Source organism: Actinoplanes sp. NPDC021490 (genome assembly GCF_055562135.1).
The window spans coordinates 1-19,663 of record NZ_JBVHFW010000032.1; the positions used below are offsets into that span (position 1 = coordinate 1).

Here is a 19,663-nt window from a genome sequence, read left to right on the forward strand (position 1 = left end):
CCGGCCGGGGTATAACTAATTGGCACTGGCTTATCAAGCACCCTGTTGAGTTCTCAAAGAACAACCACACCCGGCCAACCGCTCCGGGGCACTCGTAAAACTGTACCCGCTGCTTTCCGTTCCGCCAAATCCGGGTCGAGACCCGAATTTGCCATGCCCGAATCGCTTTGGGCACCACCATTCAGCAGAACTCTCCGTGGGCCGCGAACGGCACGCCGGTTCACCCTGCTGGGTTCAGTGGTTTCCTCCAGGACGGCCGCGCCGGGCCTCCGAAGAGTCCCGCTCGCTCGCCCGTCTCCCTGGCGGCTCGGAAAACACTACCTGCTGTTCTCCCAACCGCCAAATCCACCCCCCAATGGTGTGCATCACCCCAGCTAGAGCCGCCTCACCGCGCTCTGCCGACACACAGTCACCAGTCGTCCGGAGCTCTTTGGGAGGAGCCACCGAGCTGTCCGTGTCGTCGCTCCTGACAGGACCGGTAGGCAGTCGGTAGGCCCCTCGCCGGCGGCGCCGGTCGTTCGGGTGCCACGGATCGAGATGTCGGAGCGATGCCCGGGCATACCGGTGCTGGAGCCGCCCACCCACCAAGGGGTACGGCACCCACCACCAAATCCACCCACCCTGGGGTCTGGGGGAGCTATCCGGCCCACCCGCCAGGGCGGGAAGCGTACGCGCGAGTGGGGTGGGGGCGGACGTTGTCCACAGGCACGGCGGAGGGGCCGGCGAAGTTGTCCACAGGGAGCGCACGAGCGGAGCCGAAGGTGTCAGATGTAGGGACCTCGCGCCAGGGCGGCGAAGGGGGCGTACGGGATGGAGTTTGTTGATGACTCGCGCTGACCTGGTCTTTGCTGGGGGCAACGTGTTCACCGGCGAGCAGCGTGGGGCTCACTCGTGGCTGGCGGTCAAGGACGGGCGGGTCCTTGCGGCCGGCGGCGAGGAGCTGCGCGAGCTGGTGGGGGTGGGCACGGAGGTCGTCGAGTTGGGCGGGCGCCTGCTTCTGCCGGGGTTTCAGGATGCGCACATCCATGCCGTGATGGGCGGGGTCGAGCTGGGGCAGTGCGATCTGACCGGCACCACCGACCTCGACGAATATCTGCGCCGGGTGCGGGACTACGCGTCGGCCAATCCGGGCGCCGAGTGGATTCTCGGGGGTGGGTGGTCGATGGAGAGTTTCGAGAACGGGATTCCGGATCGGCGGCTGCTCGACTCGGTGGTGGCGGACCGGCCGGTCTATCTGCTCAACCGCGATCATCACGCCGCCTGGGTCAACACCGTGGCGCTCGAGCGGGCCGGCATCACGGCCGACACACCGGATCCGGCCAGCGGGCGGATCGATCGGGAGGGCGACGGCACCCCGGTCGGCGCGCTGCAGGAGGGGGCGATGGAGCTGGTCGACGTGCCCGACATGACGGCGGAGGAGAAGTACGCGGGGCTGATGCGGGCCCAGCAGCTTCTGCTGTCGCTGGGCATCACGGCCTGGCAGGACGCCATGCTCGCGGCCTCCAACGGATATGCCGACGTCTCTCAGGCGTACGTGCGGGCCGCGCGTGAGGAGACGCTGATCGCGACGGTCGTCGGCGCCCTGTGGTGGGACCGGGAGCTGGGAATGGACCAGATCGCCGAGCTGGTCGCGAAGCGGGCCGAGCTGAGCGTCAAGCGGCTGCGCTGTGACACGGTGAAGCTGATGCTCGACGGCATCGCGGAGAACTTCACCGCGGCGATGACCGAGCCTTACCTCGATGCGTGCGGGCACTCGACGTCCAACCGGGGCATGTCGTTCATCGATCCCGAGGCGCTCCCCCGCTATGTGACCGAGCTCGACAAGCTGGGCTTCCAGGCGCATTTCCATGCGCTGGGCGATCGGGCGGTCCGGAATGCGCTCGACGCCGTCGAGGCGGCCCGCAAGGCGAACGGGCCCAGCGACACCCGGCCCCATCTGGCGCATCTGCAGGTGGTGCATCCGGATGACGTGCCGCGGTTCGCGCAGCTGGGCGCTACGGCGAACATGCAGCCGTACTGGGCGGCGCACGAGCCGCAGATGGACGAGCTGACTATCCCGTTCCTCGATCCGGCCGCGGTCTCCCGCCAATATCCGTTCGGTGATCTTCTGCGGAGCGGGGCACGGCTGGCGGGCGGCAGCGATTGGCCGGTCAGCACGCCCGATCCGCTGCAGGGCATCCACGTGGCGGTCAACCGGGTGCTGCCGGGCGAGGGGCGCGAGCCCTTCCTGCCCGGGCAGCGGCTCGACCTCAGCACGGCGCTGACCGCCTACACGGCCGGGTCGGCGTATGTGAACCGGCGGGACGACTCGGGCCGCCTGCAGCCGGGCTACCGGGCCGACCTGGTGGTGCTCGACCGCGACCTGTTCGCCCGGCCGGCCGAGGAGATCGGCGACGCGAAGGTCGCGCTCACCTACGTCGACGGCCGGAAGGTGTACGGCTGACCGCGCCGGACGGGGACAGGGTCACGGGCGGGGACGGGAGGTGGGGGTATGGCTGACCGCGACAGTTGCGGGGCGGCGCTGGGCCGGGATCTGGGGTGTGGCGGGGCGCGGCACGAGGGCGTAGACGACGCCGAGCAGGCCCAGGACGGCGATCGCGTCGACCCAGTAGTGGTTGCCGGTCACGACGACGACGATCAGCGTGATGGCGGGGTGGGCCAGCCACAGCCAACGCTTCCAGCCCGCGGTGGTGGCGATCAGCGCGAGGGCGACCACCACGGCCCAGCCGACGTGCAGCGACGGCATGGCCGCGTACTGGTTGGAGAGGGTGTCGCTGGAGGGCGGGCCGTAGACGGACGGGCCGAACAGCCGGCCGGTGTCGACGATGCCGACGCCGCTGAGCATGCGGGGCGGGGCGAGCGGGTACAGAGCATGGATGACCAGGGCGAACGCGGTCAGCGTGGCCAGCGTCCGGCGCATCCACAGGTACGTCTCGGGCTTGCGGACGTACATCCAGACGAGCGCCAGGGCCGTCGCCGGGAAATGCACGTACGCGTAGAAGCAGTTGACCACGCGCACCCACCAGCCGTGGTCGAGCAGGGTGTTCTGCAGGCCGGCCTCGCTGGGCAGATGCAGCGCCCGCTCGAAGTGCCAGACCAGCGTGGCGTTGTTCATGGCCTCGGTGACGTGCCCGTCGACGACCAGACGGCCCATCTTGTACGCGAGGAACAGCGCCGCTACGAGAGCGAGCTCCCGCAGCGCACGTCGCACAGCCATGCCGTTCACGTGCACCTCCGGACGACCTCGCCGGGAGAACCGAAGCCGGTCTCCCAGGATCGTCCAGTTGTTGCACTACGCGCAATCTTTCGCAATGCGAAACGAATCACACGGCCACACCAATGTCGGACGACGCAAACTCAAAGATCAAGTGAACGGCGAAGATACCAAGGGCATGCAAAGGCGTGTGGTCAGCTCATCGACCGAGATCCCGAACGTTTCGACTATCCGGACACCCTCCGCGCCGACGGCGAAGGTGGCCACGTCGGTGTAAACCCTGCTCACACAGCTACGACCGGTCAGCGGATAGGTGCACTCGGGCACAAGTTTCGGCGAGCCGTCCTTGGCGAACAGGCTCATCATCACGAAGACCTGCTTCGCCCCGATGGCCAGATCCATGGCCCCGCCCACGGCCGGGATGGCGTCGGGCGCGCCGGTCGACCAGTTCGCCAGGTCGCCGGTCGCCGACACCTGGAACGCGCCCATGATGCAGACGTCCAGATGCCCGCCCCGCATCATCGCGAAGGAGTCGGCGTGGTGGAAGTACGAGGCACCGGGCAGCTCGGTGACCGGCTGCTTGCCCGCGTTGGTCAGGTCGGGGTCGATCTCGTCGCCGGTCGCCGGTCGGCCCATGCCGAGCATGCCGTTCTCGGTGTGCAGTATCACGCCGCTGTCCGGCCGCAAATAGTCGGCGACCATCGTGGGCTGGCCGATTCCCAGGTTGACGTAGGCGCCGTCCGGGATGTCCCGGGCGACGACCTCGGCCATCTCCGCACGCGACAAGCTCACACCAGCACCAGCCGATCCACGTAGATAGCGGGGGTGACGACACCTTCCGGATCGATCTCGCCGATGTCGACGATTTGAGTCACCTGGGCGATGGTCACGGCGGCCGCGGTCGCCATCACCGGGCCGAAGTTGCGGGCGGTCTTGCGATAGACCAGGTTGCCCATCCGGTCGGCCACGTGCGCGCGGATCAGCGCCACGTCGCCGCGGATCGGGAACTCCAGCACGTACTCCCGGCCGTCGATGATGCGTGACTCCTTGCCTTCGGCGAGCGGCGTGCCCACCCCGGTCGGGCTGTAGAAGGCGCCGATCCCGGCCCCGGCGGCGCGCATCCGTTCGGCCAGATTGCCCTGCGGCACGACCTCGAGCTCGATCTTGCCGGCGCGGTAGAGCCCGTCGAACACCCACGAGTCGGTTTGTCGCGGGAACGAGCAGACCACCTTGCGTACGCGGCCGGCCGCCAGCAGAGCCGCGAGCCCGGTGTCGCCGTTGCCCGCGTTGTTGCTGACGATCGTGAGGTCGGCCGCCCCGTGCTCGATCAGCGCGTGGATCAGCTCGACCGGCATCCCGGCCATGCCGAACCCCCCGACCAGCACGGTGTCGCCATCCTTGACAGCCGACACCGCCTCAGCCGCATCCATGATCGACGCAGTCACGGAAGCCGCACCTCCAGGACGAGACCGAACATCGACGCGGTCACGGAAGCCCCACCTCCAGGCCCAGACGAACCATCGACGCGGTCACGGAAGCCCCCCGGGCGGAACGGAACATCGACGCGGTCACGGAACCCACACCCCGGGCGGAACGGAACACCGACGCGGTCACGGAGAGTCCTCCAGCAGGATTCGCTGGGCGATGCGGAAGGCGGAGTTCGCGGCCGGCACGCCGCAGTAGATTGCGGTCTGCAACAGCACTTCCTTGATCTCGTCGTCGGTGAGCCCGTTGGTGCGGGCCGCCCGTACGTGCATGGCCAGTTCCTCGTGGTGGCCGAGCGCCACCAGGGCGGTCAGGGTGATCATCGAGCGGCTGCGGCGGTCGAGGCCGGGACGGGTCCAGATCTCCCCCCACGCGTACGCGGTGATCAGGTCTTGGAAGTCGCGGGTGAACTCGGTTGTGGCGGCGATGGCCCGGTCGACGTGCTCGTCGCCGAGGACCTGCCGGCGCACGCGCAGGCCCGCGTCGCGCACCCGGCCGAGGGTGGCCGGCCCGCCGAAATGGTCGTCGAGCAGCGCGGCCACCTCGCCGGGCTTCTCGGCCGGGGCGAGATGAGCGACATTGTCCAGGACGACCAGACGCCCGTTCCGGACCCCGGAGGCGATCCGGGCCAGGCCACCGGGCGGGGTCGGCTGGTCGTCGGCGCACGCGATCGCCAGCACCGGCGCGGTGATGTCGCCCAGGCGGTCGCGCACGTCGAACGCGGCCAGCGCCTCGCAGACCAGCGCGTAGCTCTCGGGGTCGGTGGCGCGCAACGCGTTGAGCAGGGCGGCGGCGACCCCGGGTGACTGCTGGGCGAACCCGGGCGCGAACCAGCGTTGCTGCGAGGCGCCGACTACCGCGGGGGTGCCGTCGGCCCGTACGGTCTCGGCGCGTTGCCGCCACCCGGCCGACTCGCCGATCTTGGCGCTGGTGCAGATCAGGGCGGCCGATTCGACCCGGCCGGGCGCGTCGAGCAGCAGTTGCAGGCCGGTCGCGCCGCCCACTGACACGCCCGCGTAGCGGAACGGCTCGTCGGGACGCAGCTGGTCGGCGAGCTTGAGCACACCGCGGGCCAGGCCGGCGATGCCGAAGCCGCCGGAAGCGGGCTTGCTCACGCCGTGACCGGGCAGGTCCCAGGCGACGACGTGGTGCTCGGTCCGCAGCCGTTCGGCGCAGCGCCGCCACAGCGTCTCGGCCGAGGTGCCCAGCGACGGCCCGAGCAGCAGCAGCGGGCGGCCGGGGGCGTCGACGAGGGTGGTCGCGGTCAGCATCATTTCTCCCCGGCCCGAGCCAGCGCGGCGTCGATGATCTCGTCGGTGGCGCCCCGGTAGTGGCCGCCGGACGTGTCGTATTTCCGCTGTTCGGCGTCAATTCCGGGCCGGGCCGAGGCCAGGGTCGCGGCCATCCGCTGCTCGTCGGCCCGCAATCCGGCCAGCATGTCGGACGTCTGAGACCCCGCGGCCACCGTACGCCGGGCCAGCGTGCGCGCCGTGGCCCACTCGACGTGCCAGGCGCCGTCGGCCCGCTCGTCCACCATGGTCGCGGCCGCCGTGTGCAGGGTCGCGGCCAGCGGCGGCCCGGCCAGCGCGGCCCGGCGCACCAGGACGGCCAGGGTCGGGTTCCGTTTGCCGGGCATCGCCGACGATCCGCCGCCCTGGGCCAGGGAGACCTCGCCGATCTCGGGCCGGGCCAGCAGCAGCACGTCGGCGGCGATCCGGCCCCAGGCGTCGGTGCAGGTCACGAGCGCGTCGCCGAAGCGGGTGAGCGGGGCCCGGCCGGTGTGCCAGGGCTGGTGCAGGGGCAGGCCGAGCCGGGCGGCGGTGGCGGCGACCCGGGCGACGGCCAGTTCGGGCGAGCCCTCGATCGCGACGACGGCGGCCAGGCTCCCGGCCGCGCCGCCGATCTGGATCGGCAGGTCGGCCGCGCCCGCGAGGGCGTCCCGGGCGTCGAGCACGCTCTGCAGCCAGCCCGCGACCTTGAGCCCGAAAGTGATCGGCACGGCGTGCTGGGTGAGGGTGCGGCCGGCCATGGCGGTGTGGCGATGGCGGTCGGCCAGTGCGGCCAGCGTGGCGATCTGGGCGCCGAGATCGGCCCGCACCCGGGTCGCCGCGTCGCGAAGGCAGAGCACGAGGGCCGTGTCGAGCACGTCCTGACTGGTCAGACCCGCGTGCAGGCGGTCGTCGTCGCAGCGGGAGCGCAGCAGGGACAGCAGCGGGATGACCGGGTTGCCGCCCTCCTCGGCCGCCTCGCTCAGCGCCGGCAGATCGTCCGGGCCGGCCAGGTCGGAGAGGTCGGCGTCGATCCAGGCCGATTCGACCCGCAGCATGGCGGCGAGAAAGCTCGCGTCGCTGCCGACGTCACCGGCCCGCGCGTCACCGGGCCAGAGCAGATCACTCATCGGCGCCGGCCGATGCGGGCCCGCCGGTTCACCGGGCCTGCCGGGGATAGCTCAGGAACACCGTCTCACCCTCGCCCTGCAGGTGAATGTCGAAGAGCAGCCCCCGCTGCTCGCGCGTGGTGATCAGCGTATCGCGGCGCTCGGGTTCGAGGCCGTCGAGCAGCGCGTCGGGTTCGCCGCCGGGCAGGTAGGCGCGGGTGAAGAGGCGGTCGGTGAGGCCGCGGGCGAACACGGTGACCGCGATGAACGGGCGGCGCCCAGGCTCGGTCGGCCCGGGGACCAGGGTGGAGAACCAGTAGTGGCCGTCGTCGTCGGTCTGCGCCCGGCCCCACCCGGTGAAGGTGAAGGCGTCCCGGTGGAAGGACCCCGTCTCGCGCGGCACCCGGCCGGACGGGTCGGCCTGCCAGATCTCGATCACCGCGTCGGGAACGCCGTTGCCCTCGCCGTCGAGAACACGCCCGTGGAGGCGTACGGCATCGGGGTGGCCCGCCGGAACGAGGAGGTTGCCGCCGTCGAAGGGCAGGCCGAGGTGGAAGAACGGCCCGACGGTCTGACCCGGCGCGATGGTCACTGGTCCTCCTCCAGGGGCGTGCGGTGGGTGCCGCTGAGCACGATGTCCCAGCGGTAGCCGAGCCGGTACTCGGGCGTCGTCAGCTCGTGGTCGTAGCGGGCCACGAGCGCCTCACGGGCCTTCGGGTCGGTGATCGACTGGTAGATCGGATCGAGGTCGAACAGCGGGTCGCCCGGGAAGTACATCTGGGTGACCACGCGCTGCGTGAAGTCGGTGCCGAACAGCGAGAAGTGGATGTGCGCGGGCCGCCACGCGTTGACGTGGTTGCGCCACGGGTACGCGCCCGGCTTGATCGTCTGGAACGAGTACACGCCGTCGGCGTCGGTCAGGCAGCGGCCCGCCCCGACGAAGTTGGGGTCGAGCGGCGCCGGATGCTGGTCGCGCTGGTGCCAGTAGCGCCCCGACGCGTTGGCCTGCCAGATCTCCACGAGCTGATTCCGTACGGGTCGTCTCTCGCCGTCGGTGATCCGGCCGGTGACGACCATCCGCTCCCCCAGCGGCTCGCCCGAGCGCTGAATGGTCAGGTCGGCCTCGGTCCCGGCGACGTCCGCGTGCCCGAAGCAGGGCGCCCACAGCTCCACGCCCTCGGGGTCGACCAGGTGCCGGTCCCGGGTCGGATGCCGGAGCACGCTGCTGCGATAGGGCGGATAGTCCAGGCGCGGCTGGGAACCACCGCTCCCGCGCAACTGATCGATCTCACGATTGATGTCCGCCTGGGTCGTCACGGTGGCGACGCTAGACCAGGCGAACGCCGCGCGACGATACTTGGCTTCCATCCAGCGGAAGAGGCATCCATGGCTCCCAGTGTGACGTCGAGAGCGCTGGCCCTGCTCGGGGCGTTCGATCCGGAGCATCGCAGCCTCACGTTGAGCCAGCTCAGCCGCCGGTCCGGGCTGCCCCTCGCGACCGCGCACCGGCTGGTCGGCGAGCTGCGGGCGTGGGGCGCGCTGGCCCGCCTGACCTCGGGCGAATACGTCATCGGGCGCCGGCTGTGGGACCTCGGCCTGCTGGCGCCGGTGCAGTCCGGATTGCGCCAGGCCGCGTCGCCGTTCCTGCACGACCTGTACGGCGCCACCCTGTCCACGGTGCACCTCGCGGTCCGCGACGGGTGCGAGGTCCTCTACGTCGACCGGCTGGCCGGGCACGTCTCGGTTCCGGTGATCAGCAAGATCGGCTCGAGACTTCCGCTGCACGCCACGGGGGTGGGCAAGGTCCTTCTCGCGTACGCCCCCGAGGACGTGCGGCAGGCGGCGTTCGGACGGCTCACGCGGGTCACCCCGTACACCGTCACCCAACCGGCCCGGCTCGCCGAGCAGCTTCGCCGGGTCCGGGCCGAGGGGTACGCGACCACGGGCGAGGAGATGAGTCTGGGCGCCTGTTCCGTCGCGGTTCCCGTACGCGGGCCGGCCGACGACGTGGTGGCGGCGCTCGGCATCGTCGTGCCCGATCTGCGGCGCGAACAGGCCCGGCTGGTGGCCGCGCTGCAGGTGGCGGCGCGCGGGATCGGCCGTACGCTGGCTGCTTCCGCTGAATGGAAATAGGGCCTTGCCGCCGGGCCGGGCCTGCCGTTGGCTGGGCCCATGCGCACCCAGGTCGCCATCATCGGCGCCGGCCCGGCCGGACTGCTCCTCGCCCATTTGCTGCACCGCGGCGGCGTCGATGCGGTGGTGGTCGAGACCCGTTCCCAGGAATACGTGGCCGCCCGCATCCGGGCCGGCATCCTGGAGAGCTCCAGCGTCGAACTGCTCGAATCGGTGGGGCTGGGCGACCGGCTGCGCGCCGAGGGCCACGAGCATCGCGGCATCTATCTGCAGATGCCGGGCGAGCGGCACCACCTCGACTTCGTCGATCTGGCCGGGCGCAGCGTGTGGGTCTACGGCCAGACCGAGGTGCAGAAGGACCTGGTCGCGGCGGGCACGGCGGTCGTGCACTACGAGGTCACCGAGGTGACGCTGGGCGACGTCGAAACCGACCGGCCGTACGTGACGTTCGTGGACTCGTCCGGGGTCACGCGGCGCCTCGACGCCGACGTCATCGCCGGGTGCGACGGGTCGTTCGGCCCGTCCCGCGCCGCGGCCTCGCCCGGCTCGCAGTTCGAGCGCGTCTACCCGTACTCGTGGCTCGGGATCCTGGCCGATGTCGCCCCGTCGACCGACGAGCTGATCTATGCGTGGCACCCGGACGGGTTCGCTCTGCACTCGATGCGATCCGAGACCGTGAGCCGGCTCTATCTGCAGGTGCCGAACGGGACGGACACCGCCGACTGGCCCGACGACCGGATCTGGGCCGAGCTGGCGACGCGGCTCGGGCACGGGCAGGACGGCTGGAAGCTGACACCCGGCCCGGTCACCGACAAGAGCGTGCTGCCGATGCGCAGCTACGTGCAGACCCCGATGCGCCGGGGACGGCTGTTCCTGGCCGGGGACGCCGCGCACATCGTGCCGCCGACCGGGGCCAAGGGGCTCAACCTGGCGATCGCCGACGTCGCCCTGCTGAGCCGCGCCCTGGTGGCGCTGCTGATCGACGGGGACGCGCGACGGGCCGACAGCTATTCGGACGACGCGTTGCGCCGGGTCTGGCGGTGCACGCACTTCTCGTGGTGGATGACGACGATGCTGCACGCGAGCGGCGACCCGTTCGACGCCCAGTTGCAGCTGTCGCAGTTGCGCTGGGTCACCTCGAGCGAGGCGGGCGCAACCGGCCTGGCCGAGAACTACGCGGGCCTGCCGATCGGCTTCTGACCGAATCAGATCAGGTCGAGATCGACCTCGACAGCGAACGGCGCGGCCACCTTCACGACCCCGGTGAAGATTTCGCTGTCCCGGTAGCGGGCAGTCGCCGGGTCGAGCACGTACGTGTAGACGAGGGGCGCACCCGTGGCGGCCTGTTCGACACGCCAGTAGAACTGGATGCCGGCCTTCGCGTACTGGTCGGCCTTGACGATCCGGTCGGTCGTCTCCGAGCCGGGCGACACGACCTCGACCACGAGCAGCACATGCTCGGGCCGTGTCGGGGTGACGTCGATGGTCTCGGCCCGATACACGGTCACGTCCGGGCGACGGTTGTTCAGCGGCACGTCATGCAGCCGGACATCGAAGTCGGTGTCGGCGTTCCAGTCCGGCCCGGCCGCAGCATCCAGGGCGTTGGCCAGAAGCCGGGCCAGGCGGTTGTGCCGCTTGGACGCGCTCGGACTCACGACGACCATCCCATCCACGATCTCGATGCCCGCACACTGCTCTTCGGTCCAGGCCGCGTACTGCTCGGCCGTGACCTGCTCATGCATCCAGGCCGGCGCGACCATCTCGACAGTCATGGACACCTCCCGGTTCGAGATCGGCTGCCAGACCCAAGATACCGTGGCGCCGGCCGGTCGGTACGCCCGCCGAGAGACATGCACAGATGAACATATGCGCAGTTCAGGACGGTGGGTCCGGACGGGTATGTTGGGCCCGGCCGACCGCATTGGAGTGACCGTTGCCCCCGTCCCGCCTCGACGCCGAGGAGATCGACTGGAACTCACCGGATCAGCCTTCCGGTGGGGAGCCGCCCGGCCCTCACGACAGCGAGGGGCCCGGGAAAGGCGAGTGGAAGATCGGCTCGCTCGAAGTTCTGGCCGGGTTGCTCGTTCTGCTCGTGGTCTTTCGCGGGCCGCTGTCCGAGCTGGTTTCCGGCCCGGCCCTGCAGACGTGGACGACCGTCTTCGTATCGGTGCTCGTGCAAGCGGCGCCGTTCCTGGCGTTCGGGGTGGCGCTGTCGGCGGTGATCGCGGTCTACGTGCCCCGGTCGTTCTGGGCCAAGGCTCTCCCCCGCCATCCGGCGCTGGCCGTGCCGGCCGCGAGCCTCGCGGGGGTGGTTCTGCCCGGCTGTGAGTGTGGCAGCGTGCCGGTCGCCGGGTCGCTGATCCGGCGCGGAGTCACGCCGGCCGCGGCGCTGGCGTTCCTGCTGGCCGCGCCGGCGATCAATCCGATCGTGCTCACGGCCACGGTGGTGGCTTTTCCGGGGCGGCCCGAGATGGCGGTCGCGCGCGGGGTGGCCGGGCTCCTGGTGGCCGTGCTGATCGGGTGGTTGTGGCTGCGCCTCGGCAAGGCCGAGTGGATCCGGCTGCCGCACCGGCCCGAACTGGACGACATGGCGAAGGGCCGCGCCTTCTGGGCCGCCTGCCGGCACGACGTGCTGCACGCGGGCGGCTTCCTGGTGATCGGGGCGGCGGCCGCGGCGACCATCAACGTGGTAGTGCCCGAGGCCTGGCTGACCACCCTGGCCTCGAACGAGGTGCTCTCGATCCTCGCGCTGGCCGTGCTGGCCGTCCTGCTGTCGATCTGCAGCGAGGCCGACGCGTTCGTGGCCGCCTCGCTCAGCCAGTTCTCGCTGACCTCCCGATTGGTGTTCCTCGTGGTGGGGCCGATGGTCGATCTCAAACTGATCTCGATGCAGACCGGGGTGTTCGGCCGCCGGTTCGCCTCCCGGTTCGCGCCGGCCACCTTCGTCGTCGCCGTTCTCGTGGCCACGCCGATCGGGGTGATCCTGCTGTGAACCGGCTGACCCAGGGCGTCATCCTGCTGCTGTTCGGCGGCGCGATCCTGCGCGCCTCGTTCACCGATCTCTATCTGCGGTACGTCAGGGAGGGTCTGCGGCCCTTCCTGATCGCGACGGGTCTGCTGCTGGTGGCCGCGGCCGTCATGACGATCTGGTACGCCTGGCGGTCCGGCGAGGACGACGACCACGGCCACGAGCACCACGGCCCGGGGGTCGGGTGGCTGCTGCTCCTGCCGGTGCTGGGCCTGCTGCTGGTGGCGCCGCCGGCCCTGGGGTCGTACGCGGCGAACCAGGCCGGAAGCGTGGCCGCGGCCCCGGTCGGCGACTCGGACTATCCCCCGCTGCCCGAGGGCACGGTCGAGATGACGATGATCGACTACGCCTCGCGCGCGCTGTTCGACGACGGCCGGAGCCTGGTGGGCCGCGATCTGCGGCTGACCGGCTTCATCACCACCGCCCCCGACGGCGCCCCGATGCTGGCCCGGATCGTGCTCTCCTGCTGCGCGGCCGACGGCCGGCCGATCAAGCTCGGGCTCAGCGGGCGCGCCCCGATCGACGTGCCCGCCGACACGTGGGTCGAGGTGACCGGGGTCTACACCGGGCAACGCACCAAGGATCCGGTCAACCACGTCGACGTGGCCTATCTCGAGGTCAAGTCCTGGCAGGAGGTTCCCCAGCCGAAGCAGCCGTACGCATGAGGCCGCGCCGCTGGACGACGGCCGTCGCGCTGGCCGTCGCCCTCGCCTCCGGCACCGCGCTGGTCGCCGGTTCCCCGCGCGACGACGTGACCCCGGCCCCGCCCGCTCGCAGCGAGGCGCAAGCCGCCTGGCCCGGGGCGAAACGCGCCGACATGCCGGCCGGTCTGCCCGACGGGCCGCTGTTCTCGCCGTCGATGTTCCTCGACGCGACCACCGCGATCGGCACCGCGCCCACCCCGGCCGGATCCGAGCAACGGCTGCTGATCCGTACGGGAACGCGGCTCCGGGAACTCCGGCGGCTGCCCATCGCCGGCAACCCCCAGTTCGAGGCGTTCACGGCCCACGACGGTCAGGTCTTCTGGATGGAGTCGGCGACCGGGCCGCCGCGGCTCTGGTCGGCCGGCATCAGCGGAGGCCCGGCCCGGATGCTGACCGCCGACACCGGCCACGCGGTGTTCTACGGCAACCAGTACGACCTGGTCGTCGCCGACGGCCGGGTGCACTGGACGGCCGCGCCCGGCGACGTCGCCGAGGAGACCGAGATCCGATCGGTTCCGGTCGGCGGGGGCCAGGTGACCGTACGCACCGAGCCCGGCCAGTGGTCGATGTCGGCGTGGCCGTGGCTGGTCGACGACGGCGCCACCTCGGGCGAGCCCCGGCTACGCAACCTGGCCACGACCCGCGACACGCCGATCGTCGTCGCCCCGGCCGAACAGCTCACCTGCGGCCCGGTGTGGTGCCGGGCGATGGTGATGGGCGAGCAGACCCTGGCCCGCATCGACGTCGTCCGGCCCGACGGCACCGGCCGCCGCAAGATCGCCGGTGGGGCCGCGCAGGCCGCGATCACCGACGTCGCGGTGCTGGACCGTTTCGAAGTGCTGGCCGAGCCCGGCCCCGACACCGACGTGACCGGGGCGGCCGCGCTGGTCGTCTACGACATCGCGACCGGCCGCACGGTCGACATCGCCCGCAACGCGGACGGCGCCTTCTCGCGCGGCGGCATGCTGTGGTGGTCCACCACCAGCGGCGACGAGGAAATCACCTGGCACACCCTCGACCTGCGCACGGTGTGACCGGAGGGCGCCGCCGCGGGGACGGTCCCGCGGCGACGCCCTCGACCTGATCGGCGGCCGGATCAGCCCGACACCGGGCGGCCGATCAGGTGGTGGAACACGTCGCGCCGTTGAGTGTGAAGCCACTCGGTGCGGCGTTGTTCCCGGTGTGGTTGGCCTGGAAGCCGATCGAGACCGAGGAGCCGGCCGCGATCGTGCCGTTGTAGCTCGCGTTGCGCGCCGTGACCTGCCCCGATGCCGGGGAGTAGGTGGCGTTCCAGCCCGAGGTGATGGTCTGGCCGGACGCCAGGGCGAAGCCGAGGCTCCAGCCGTTGACCGCCGCGCTTCCGGTGTTGGCGATCGTCACCTGGGCGGTCAGCCCGCTGTTCCACGCGTTGACCGTCGTGGTCACCCGGCACGTGCCGCCGCCGTTCGGAGGCGGAGTCGTGGGCGGCGGAGTCGTGGGCGGCGGGGTGGTCGGCGGCGGGGTCGTGGGGGGCGGGGTTGTGGGCGGCGGCGGTGTCGAGCCGTCGAGCCCGAAGAACGCGATCGCCAGCCGGGCCATGCCGCTCAACGGCAGGTTGTGCCCGACCCCGGCGACGCTGATGCCCTCGACCGGCGCCTGCACGGCGGACGAGCCATATCGCGTACGGGTCCATCCGCTCTGCGGGGTGTCGGTGAGCGCCGGTGTCTGGCTGACCCCCAGCACGTTCGTCCACTGCTTGATCTCCTCCCCGAAGTTCGGATACTGCAGCGTGGTGTCCGTGGCGCCGTGCATGACCTGCATCCGGGGGCGCCGGCCGGTGTAGCCGGGATAGGCCGCCCGGACCAGATCGCCCCAGGCCTGCGGCGTCTTGGAGACCTGGCCGTTGGCGCAGGCGCTGTTCCACAGGGAGCCGTCGGTGGTGGCGAAGCAGCCGAACGGCACGCCCGAGAACGCCGACCCGGCCGCGAACACGTCCGGGTAGTCGCCGAGCAGGACGTTGGTCATCATCGCGCCCGAGGACGCGCCGGTGACGAAGGTGCGGTTGACGTCGGTGCCGTAGCGCTGCTGCACGTAGCGGACCATCGACACGATGCCGGCCGGGTCGCTGGTGCTGTCGTGCCGGAGAGAGCCCGGGCTGGACACGTCGAAGCACTGACCGGACCGGGTGGCCGACGGATAGACCACGATGAAGCCGTACTGGTCGGCGAGCGACGCGAATTCCGTGCCCGAATAGAAGGCCGGGCCGGTGCCGGTGCAGTAGTGCACGGCGACCAGCAGCGCCGGGGTCGCGGCGAGGCGATCCGGCACGTACAGGTGCATGCGCAGGTTGGTCGGGTTGTTGCCGAAGCCGGTGACCTCCTGCAGCGAGGCCGCCTGAGCCGGCGCGGCCAGGCCCAGCGAAGCGATCAGGGCGGCGGCCAGAACAGTCCAGAGGCGTCTCATGTCAGCGCGCCGTACAGGACGAGACCGACGGGCCGGTGCCCGTGCCCTGGAAGCCGAACTCGGCGCTCGCGCCGGCGTTGACCGACCCGTTGTACGACACGTTCGTGAAGCTGGTCCCGCTGGCCTGCGCGTTCCAGGTGCTGGTGACGGCCGCGCCCGAGGGCAGCGTGACGTTCACGGTCCAGCCGCTCAGCCGGGTCGCGCCCGCGGTCACCTTGACCGTGGCCACGAAACCGCCGTTCCACTGGTTGAGGCTGATCGCCGAGGTGCAGCCCGAGCCGGCCGGGGGCGTGGTGGGCGGCGTGGTCGGCGGTGTGGTGGGCGGGGTCGACGGCGAGGCGGGCGGCGACGTGGGCGGGGTGGTGGCGCCGCCGTTCAGCACGTCGAGGACGGCCGTGTACGCCGCCTTCTTGTTGCCGCTGCCGTCGAACAGCAGCGGGGTGCCGCTGGCCCGCCACGAGTCGGAGTCGCGGATGCCCCACACGGTGACGCCGTTGCAGCGGGTCACCGCCAGGCAGGCGCGCACAACCGTCGCGAACGAGGAGGCCTGGGCCGACCCGGAGCCCTCGATGTCGAGCTCGGTGATCTGCACGTCGACACCGAGGTTGGCGAACCGCTGCAGGTTGGCCTGGTAGTCGGAGGGCACCGGCGACTGGGAGTTGAAGTGGGACTGGAAGCCGACGCAGTCGATCGGGACGCCGCGCGCCTTGAAGTCCTGCACCATCGCGTAGACGGCGTTGCTCTTGGCGTTCTGCCCGTCGGTGTTGTAGTCGTTGTAGCAGAGCTTGGCGGCCGGGTCGGCGGCCCGCGCGGTGCGGAACGCCACCTCGATCCAGTCGTTGCCGGTGCGCTGCAGGTTGGAGTCGCGACGGGCGCCCGAGCCGCCGTCGGCGAAGGCCTCGTTGACCACGTCCCACGAATCGATCTGGCCCTTGTAGTGGGTCGCGACCTGGGTGACGTGGTTGACCATGGCGTTGCGCAGGGCGGTGCCGCTCAGATTCTGCGCCCAGCCCGGCTGCTGTTGGTGCCAGGCCAGCGCGTGACCGCGCACCTTGGCCCCGTTGGCCTTGGCCCGGGCCACGATCTGGTCGGCCGAGCCGAAGCTGAACTGGCCCTGGGTGGGCTCGGTGGCGTCCCACTTCATCTCGTTCTCGGGCGTGACCGAGTTGAACTCGCGGTCGAGGATTCCCGCATACGTGGAATCGCTGAGCTTGTACGCCGCGACGGCCGTCCCGAAGTACCGGCCGGAGGCGGCCGCGGAGGCGCCGAGCGTGGTGGCCGCGTCGGCGGTGGACGCGACAGTGAGGGCGCCGGCCGCGACGAGCAGGCCGAGAGAGCCGGCGAGGACGTGCCGGCGCGCAGGGGAACGACTTGAGGAACGGAGGGGCATGGCAGGTGCCTTTCGAGCTGTGAAGGGGATGGCACGGCCCGGGGGCGCCGGTGGATGCGCCCCGCGGACCGCTACAGCAGAAAGTGACCCGGATCGATCGAAACGTTAACGACAAGTTCCGGAAACCACAACGACCAACCTTCTTATCAATTGCCCATGGGCACGCTCCCGACCGCCACATTGACTCCCATAGCGGACAGGTCTACGCCGAAACTTTCGGGATTTGAGAGCGGTTTCCCGTACGCGTAAAGAGTGTGAACGACCCCGTCCCGGCGACGCTCAGGCCCGTGCGGCGTGGTGCCCGTGCATGCGCAGGTCGCCGTCGATCGCGGTCGTGGCGGTCAGCAGCGGGGGCAGCAGCCGGCGGCGGATCGCGTCCACCGTGGCCCGGGCGGCGTGCACCGAGACGTTGACGGCTCCGGCCACCACGCCGGCCCGGTCGTGGATCGGCGCCGCGATCGCGCGCAGCCCCTCCTCCAGCTCCTGGTCGACGATCGCGTATCCCTGCGCGCGCACCCGGGCCAGCTCCGCCCGCAACGCGTCGGCCGAGCTCACGGTCTTGGCGGTCAGGCGGTCGAGCTGGACCCGCCCGAGGTAGGCCTCCAGATCGGCCGGGGAAAGCGCGGCCAGCAGGACGCGGCCCATCGACGTGGCGTACGCGGGAAAGCGGGTGCCCAGATTGATCGACACGGCCATGATGCGGCTTGTGGGGACGCGGGCCACATAGACGATGTCGTCGCCGTCCAGAATGGACAGCGAGGAGGACTCGTGGACCTGCGAGACCAGCCGCTCGAGATGCGGGGCGGCCACGTCGGGCAGCGACAGGCTGGACAGGAACGCGTAGCCGAGCTCGAGCACGCGGGGCGTGAGGCTGAACAGGCGCCCGTCGGTGCGCACGTAGCCCAGGTCGACCAAGGTGAGCAGGAACCGGCGGGCGGCAGCCCGGGTCAGGTCGCAGATCCGGGCCACTTCGCTCAGCGTCAGCTCGGGGCGGCGGGCGTCGAAGGCGCGGATCACGGCCAGGCCCCGCTCCAGCGACTGCACGTGGTCCGAACTCATGGAACAACCTGTGGAATCGATGAAGATCGTTGACTCGCCAAGGCCCACATCCTAGCGTTCACTTTGAGAACTTTCGTTCGCAATGCGCACAGCTTACCGGAGGCTACGAATGAGACGTATCTTCACAGGGATAGCTTTAGCAGGGCTTTTATTAACGGCGACCGCGTGCGGCTCCTCGGATGGATCATCCGGCGAGACCGATTCCAGCGGCGTCGACCAGGTCAAGGTCGGCGTCATCCCGATCCTCGACGTGGCGCCCATCTATCTCGGCAAGGAAAAGGGTTTCTTCGCCAACCGCAAGATCGAGGTCAGCATGGAGGCCGGCCAGGGCGGCGCCGCCATCGTGCCCGGCGTCGTGAGTGGCCAGTTCCAGTTCGGCTTCAGCAACATGACCTCACTGCTGATCGCGCAGACCAAGAACGTGCCGATCAAGACGGTCACGGCCGGCGTCGCCTCGGTCGGCCAGCAGGGCAAGGACTTCGGCGGGATCATGGTCAAGGCCGACAGCCCGATCAAGACGGCGGCCGACCTGGCCGGCAAGAAGGTCTCGGTCAACACCCTCAAGAACATCGGCGACACGACCGTACGGGAGTCCGTGCGCAAGGCGGGCGGCGATCCCAAGAACATCAACTTCGTGGAGATGCCGTTCCCGAACGCGCCGGCGGCCCTGCAGGAGGGTCAGGTCGACGCGTCCTGGGTCGTCGAGCCGCAGCTTTCCGAGGTCAAGGCCGCGGGCGGACGGCTGGTGGCGTCCAACTTCGTCGACGCGGCGCCCGACCTCACCGTGGCCGCGTACTTCACCTCGGCCAAGCTCGCGGGCGAGGACGCCGACCTGGTCAAGCGGTTCACCGAGGCGATGAACGAGTCGATGACGTACGCCGACGCGCACCCCGACGAGGTGCGGGCGATCCTCGGCAGCTACACGAAGATCGACGAGAAGACCCGCGGCGCGCTGATCCTGCCCAAGTGGCCCACCCAGATCAACCAGGCCTCGGTCGAGACCCTGGCCAAGCTGGGCGCGGCGGACGGCATCTTCGACGGCGCCACTCCCGACGTGAGCAAACTTCTCCCGTGAAAGGACTTGCCGGCCTCGCCGGTCTGCTTCTGCTCGTCGAGGCGCTGCCGCGGCTCGGGCTGGTCAACGACGGCTATCTGCCGCCGGCCACCCGGATCGCGGCCGCCCTCGGCGACGAGGTGGTGACCGCGCAGTTCTGGCGGGCGGTCGGCGACACCCTGACCGGGTGGGCGATCGGCCTGGCCATCGCGGTGGCCGCCGGGGTGGTCGCCGGCATCGTCATCGGCGCCGTGCCGGTGCTGCGGGCCGCGACCGCCTCGACGGTCGAGTTCCTGCGGCCGATCCCGTCGGTCGCGCTGATCCCGCTGGCCGTGCTGCTCTACGGCACCGACCTCGGGTCGACGCTGCTGCTGGTCGTCTACGCCGCGTTCTGGCAGGTGCTGGTGCAGGTCCTGTACGGGGTGGCCGACGTGGACCCGATCGCCGACGAGACCGCGCGCAGTTTCCGCTTCGGTCCCTGGGCCCGCATCCGCCACGTGCTGTGGCCGACCGCGCTGCCGTACGTCTTCACAGGCGTGCGGCTGGCCGCGTCGGTGGCCCTGGTGCTGGCCGTGACGGCCGAGCTCGTCATCGGCGCCCCCGGCCTCGGCAAGATGATCGCGGTCGCGCAGACCTCGGGCGCGGTGCCCGACATGTACGCGCTGATCGCGGTGACCGGCCTGCTCGGCGTCGCGATCAACCTGGCCGCCCGCCTGTTCGAACGCCGCTCGCTCGCTTGGCACCAGTCCGTACGAGGCGAGGTCCCGGCATGAGCGA

General features: G+C 70.8%; 19 protein-coding genes. 8 read left to right on the forward strand and 11 right to left on the reverse strand.

The annotated features are described in order from the left end of the window. The first annotated feature begins 823 nt into the window (after window positions 1-823). Window positions 824-2,443 carry an amidohydrolase gene (locus ACZ3I4_RS47140; RefSeq protein ID WP_465388717.1) on the forward strand — a complete coding sequence of 540 codons (1,620 nt, stop codon included), beginning with the start codon at window positions 824-826 and terminating at the stop codon, window positions 2,441-2,443. A 21-nt stretch (window positions 2,444-2,464) separates the two neighbouring features. Here the strand turns inward: ACZ3I4_RS47140 and ACZ3I4_RS47145 are convergent, their stop codons facing one another. The 7 genes from ACZ3I4_RS47145 to pcaH form a co-directional block, all read right to left on the reverse strand. After that, the gene (locus tag ACZ3I4_RS47145) at window positions 2,465-3,217 is read right to left on the reverse strand and encodes a phosphatase PAP2 family protein (RefSeq protein WP_465388718.1); all 753 of its coding nucleotides are present in this window, start codon (window positions 3,215-3,217) and stop codon (window positions 2,465-2,467) included. A 147-nt stretch (window positions 3,218-3,364) separates the two neighbouring features. After that, entirely contained in the window at window positions 3,365-4,006 is a 642-nt protein-coding gene (locus tag ACZ3I4_RS47150; RefSeq protein WP_465388719.1) for a 3-oxoacid CoA-transferase subunit B, read from the reverse strand. Further along, on the reverse strand, window positions 4,003-4,659 hold the full coding sequence (locus ACZ3I4_RS47155; RefSeq protein ID WP_465388720.1) for a 3-oxoacid CoA-transferase subunit A: 657 nt from the start codon (window positions 4,657-4,659) through the stop codon (window positions 4,003-4,005). Before ACZ3I4_RS47155 ends, ACZ3I4_RS47150 begins: the two co-directional genes overlap by 4 nt. A 165-nt stretch (window positions 4,660-4,824) precedes the next feature. Next, window positions 4,825-5,970, reverse strand: coding sequence for a bifunctional 3-oxoadipate enol-lactonase/4-carboxymuconolactone decarboxylase PcaDC (pcaDC, locus tag ACZ3I4_RS47160; RefSeq protein ID WP_465388721.1), 1,146 nt, complete (start codon window positions 5,968-5,970; stop codon window positions 4,825-4,827). After that, entirely contained in the window at window positions 5,970-7,097 is a 1,128-nt protein-coding gene (locus ACZ3I4_RS47165; protein WP_465388722.1) for a lyase family protein, read from the reverse strand. Before ACZ3I4_RS47165 ends, pcaDC begins: the two co-directional genes overlap by 1 nt. Before the next feature lie 28 nt (window positions 7,098-7,125). Next, window positions 7,126-7,668 (reverse strand): protocatechuate 3,4-dioxygenase subunit alpha, encoded by a 543-nt coding sequence (pcaG, locus tag ACZ3I4_RS47170; protein ID WP_465388723.1) that lies wholly within the window; start codon window positions 7,666-7,668, stop codon window positions 7,126-7,128. Next, window positions 7,665-8,393, reverse strand: a complete 729-nt coding sequence (gene pcaH / locus ACZ3I4_RS47175; RefSeq protein ID WP_465388724.1) for a protocatechuate 3,4-dioxygenase subunit beta — start codon at window positions 8,391-8,393, stop codon at window positions 7,665-7,667. The genes pcaG and pcaH overlap by 4 nt, the downstream gene beginning before the upstream one ends. 69 nt (window positions 8,394-8,462) lie before the next feature. On the opposite strand from pcaH, the gene ACZ3I4_RS47180 reads away from it, so the two are divergent. Next, window positions 8,463-9,209 (forward strand): IclR family transcriptional regulator, encoded by a 747-nt coding sequence (locus ACZ3I4_RS47180; RefSeq protein WP_465388725.1) that lies wholly within the window; start codon window positions 8,463-8,465, stop codon window positions 9,207-9,209. A 39-nt stretch (window positions 9,210-9,248) separates the two neighbouring features. Beyond that, window positions 9,249-10,409 carry a 4-hydroxybenzoate 3-monooxygenase gene (locus ACZ3I4_RS47185; protein ID WP_465388726.1) on the forward strand — a complete coding sequence of 387 codons (1,161 nt, stop codon included), beginning with the start codon at window positions 9,249-9,251 and terminating at the stop codon, window positions 10,407-10,409. A 5-nt stretch (window positions 10,410-10,414) separates the two neighbouring features. On the opposite strand, the gene ACZ3I4_RS47190 is transcribed toward ACZ3I4_RS47185, so the two are convergent. Further along, on the reverse strand, window positions 10,415-10,981 hold the full coding sequence (locus tag ACZ3I4_RS47190; protein WP_465388727.1) for a Uma2 family endonuclease: 567 nt from the start codon (window positions 10,979-10,981) through the stop codon (window positions 10,415-10,417). A gap of 278 nt (window positions 10,982-11,259) precedes the next feature. Between ACZ3I4_RS47190 and ACZ3I4_RS47195 the strand changes: the two genes are divergently transcribed. Genes ACZ3I4_RS47195 through ACZ3I4_RS47205 form a run of 3 tightly spaced genes read left to right on the forward strand, consistent with a single transcriptional unit; the run spans window position 11,260 to window position 13,975 of the window. Next, on the forward strand, window positions 11,260-12,201 hold the full coding sequence (locus tag ACZ3I4_RS47195) for a permease (protein WP_465388755.1): 942 nt from the start codon (window positions 11,260-11,262) through the stop codon (window positions 12,199-12,201). Further along, a complete protein-coding gene (locus tag ACZ3I4_RS47200; protein ID WP_465388728.1) occupies window positions 12,198-12,902 on the forward strand; it encodes a TIGR03943 family putative permease subunit in 705 nt (234 codons plus the stop codon). The genes ACZ3I4_RS47195 and ACZ3I4_RS47200 overlap by 4 nt, the downstream gene beginning before the upstream one ends. Next, a complete protein-coding gene (locus tag ACZ3I4_RS47205; protein WP_465388729.1) occupies window positions 12,899-13,975 on the forward strand; it encodes a hypothetical protein in 1,077 nt (358 codons plus the stop codon). Before ACZ3I4_RS47200 ends, ACZ3I4_RS47205 begins: the two co-directional genes overlap by 4 nt. A gap of 85 nt (window positions 13,976-14,060) precedes the next feature. On the opposite strand, the gene ACZ3I4_RS47210 is transcribed toward ACZ3I4_RS47205, so the two are convergent. The 3 genes from ACZ3I4_RS47210 to ACZ3I4_RS47220 all read right to left on the reverse strand — a co-directional run bounded on the left by ACZ3I4_RS47210 (window position 14,061) and on the right by ACZ3I4_RS47220 (window position 17,832). Then, window positions 14,061-15,383 carry an extracellular catalytic domain type 1 short-chain-length polyhydroxyalkanoate depolymerase gene (locus ACZ3I4_RS47210; RefSeq protein WP_465388730.1) on the reverse strand — a complete coding sequence of 441 codons (1,323 nt, stop codon included), beginning with the start codon at window positions 15,381-15,383 and terminating at the stop codon, window positions 14,061-14,063. A 1-nt stretch (window position 15,384) separates the two neighbouring features. Beyond that, window positions 15,385-16,773, reverse strand: a complete 1,389-nt coding sequence (locus ACZ3I4_RS47215; RefSeq protein WP_465388731.1) for a glycoside hydrolase family 10 protein — start codon at window positions 16,771-16,773, stop codon at window positions 15,385-15,387. A gap of 279 nt (window positions 16,774-17,052) precedes the next feature. After that, a complete protein-coding gene (locus ACZ3I4_RS47220) occupies window positions 17,053-17,832 on the reverse strand; it encodes an IclR family transcriptional regulator domain-containing protein (protein WP_465388732.1) in 780 nt (259 codons plus the stop codon). A gap of 109 nt (window positions 17,833-17,941) precedes the next feature. On the opposite strand from ACZ3I4_RS47220, the gene ACZ3I4_RS47225 reads away from it, so the two are divergent. Further along, on the forward strand, window positions 17,942-18,907 hold the full coding sequence (locus tag ACZ3I4_RS47225) for an ABC transporter substrate-binding protein (protein ID WP_465388733.1): 966 nt from the start codon (window positions 17,942-17,944) through the stop codon (window positions 18,905-18,907). Continuing rightward, a complete protein-coding gene (locus ACZ3I4_RS47230; protein ID WP_465388734.1) occupies window positions 18,904-19,659 on the forward strand; it encodes an ABC transporter permease in 756 nt (251 codons plus the stop codon). The genes ACZ3I4_RS47225 and ACZ3I4_RS47230 overlap by 4 nt, the downstream gene beginning before the upstream one ends. The last annotated feature ends 4 nt before the right edge of the window (window positions 19,660-19,663 follow it).

Excerpts from the sequence above, each read along its gene's own strand:
- ACZ3I4_RS47140 (WP_465388717.1), top strand. The coding sequence starts at position 824 with ATGACTCGCGCTGACCTGGTCTTTGCTGGGGGCAACGTGTTCACCGGC.
- ACZ3I4_RS47165 (WP_465388722.1), bottom strand. The coding sequence starts at position 7,097 with ATGAGTGATCTGCTCTGGCCCGGTGACGCGCGGGCCGGTGACGTCGGC.
- ACZ3I4_RS47185 (WP_465388726.1), top strand. The coding sequence starts at position 9,249 with ATGCGCACCCAGGTCGCCATCATCGGCGCCGGCCCGGCCGGACTGCTC.
- ACZ3I4_RS47205 (WP_465388729.1), top strand. The coding sequence starts at position 12,899 with ATGAGGCCGCGCCGCTGGACGACGGCCGTCGCGCTGGCCGTCGCCCTC.
- ACZ3I4_RS47180 (WP_465388725.1), top strand. The coding sequence starts at position 8,463 with ATGGCTCCCAGTGTGACGTCGAGAGCGCTGGCCCTGCTCGGGGCGTTC.
- ACZ3I4_RS47225 (WP_465388733.1), top strand. The coding sequence starts at position 17,942 with ATGAGACGTATCTTCACAGGGATAGCTTTAGCAGGGCTTTTATTAACG.
- pcaDC (WP_465388721.1), bottom strand. The coding sequence starts at position 5,970 with ATGCTGACCGCGACCACCCTCGTCGACGCCCCCGGCCGCCCGCTGCTG.
- ACZ3I4_RS47190 (WP_465388727.1), bottom strand. The coding sequence starts at position 10,981 with ATGACTGTCGAGATGGTCGCGCCGGCCTGGATGCATGAGCAGGTCACG.
- ACZ3I4_RS47210 (WP_465388730.1), bottom strand. The coding sequence starts at position 15,383 with ATGAGACGCCTCTGGACTGTTCTGGCCGCCGCCCTGATCGCTTCGCTG.
- ACZ3I4_RS47220 (WP_465388732.1), bottom strand. The coding sequence starts at position 17,832 with ATGAGTTCGGACCACGTGCAGTCGCTGGAGCGGGGCCTGGCCGTGATC.
- ACZ3I4_RS47145 (WP_465388718.1), bottom strand. The coding sequence starts at position 3,217 with ATGGCTGTGCGACGTGCGCTGCGGGAGCTCGCTCTCGTAGCGGCGCTG.
- ACZ3I4_RS47215 (WP_465388731.1), bottom strand. The coding sequence starts at position 16,773 with ATGCCCCTCCGTTCCTCAAGTCGTTCCCCTGCGCGCCGGCACGTCCTC.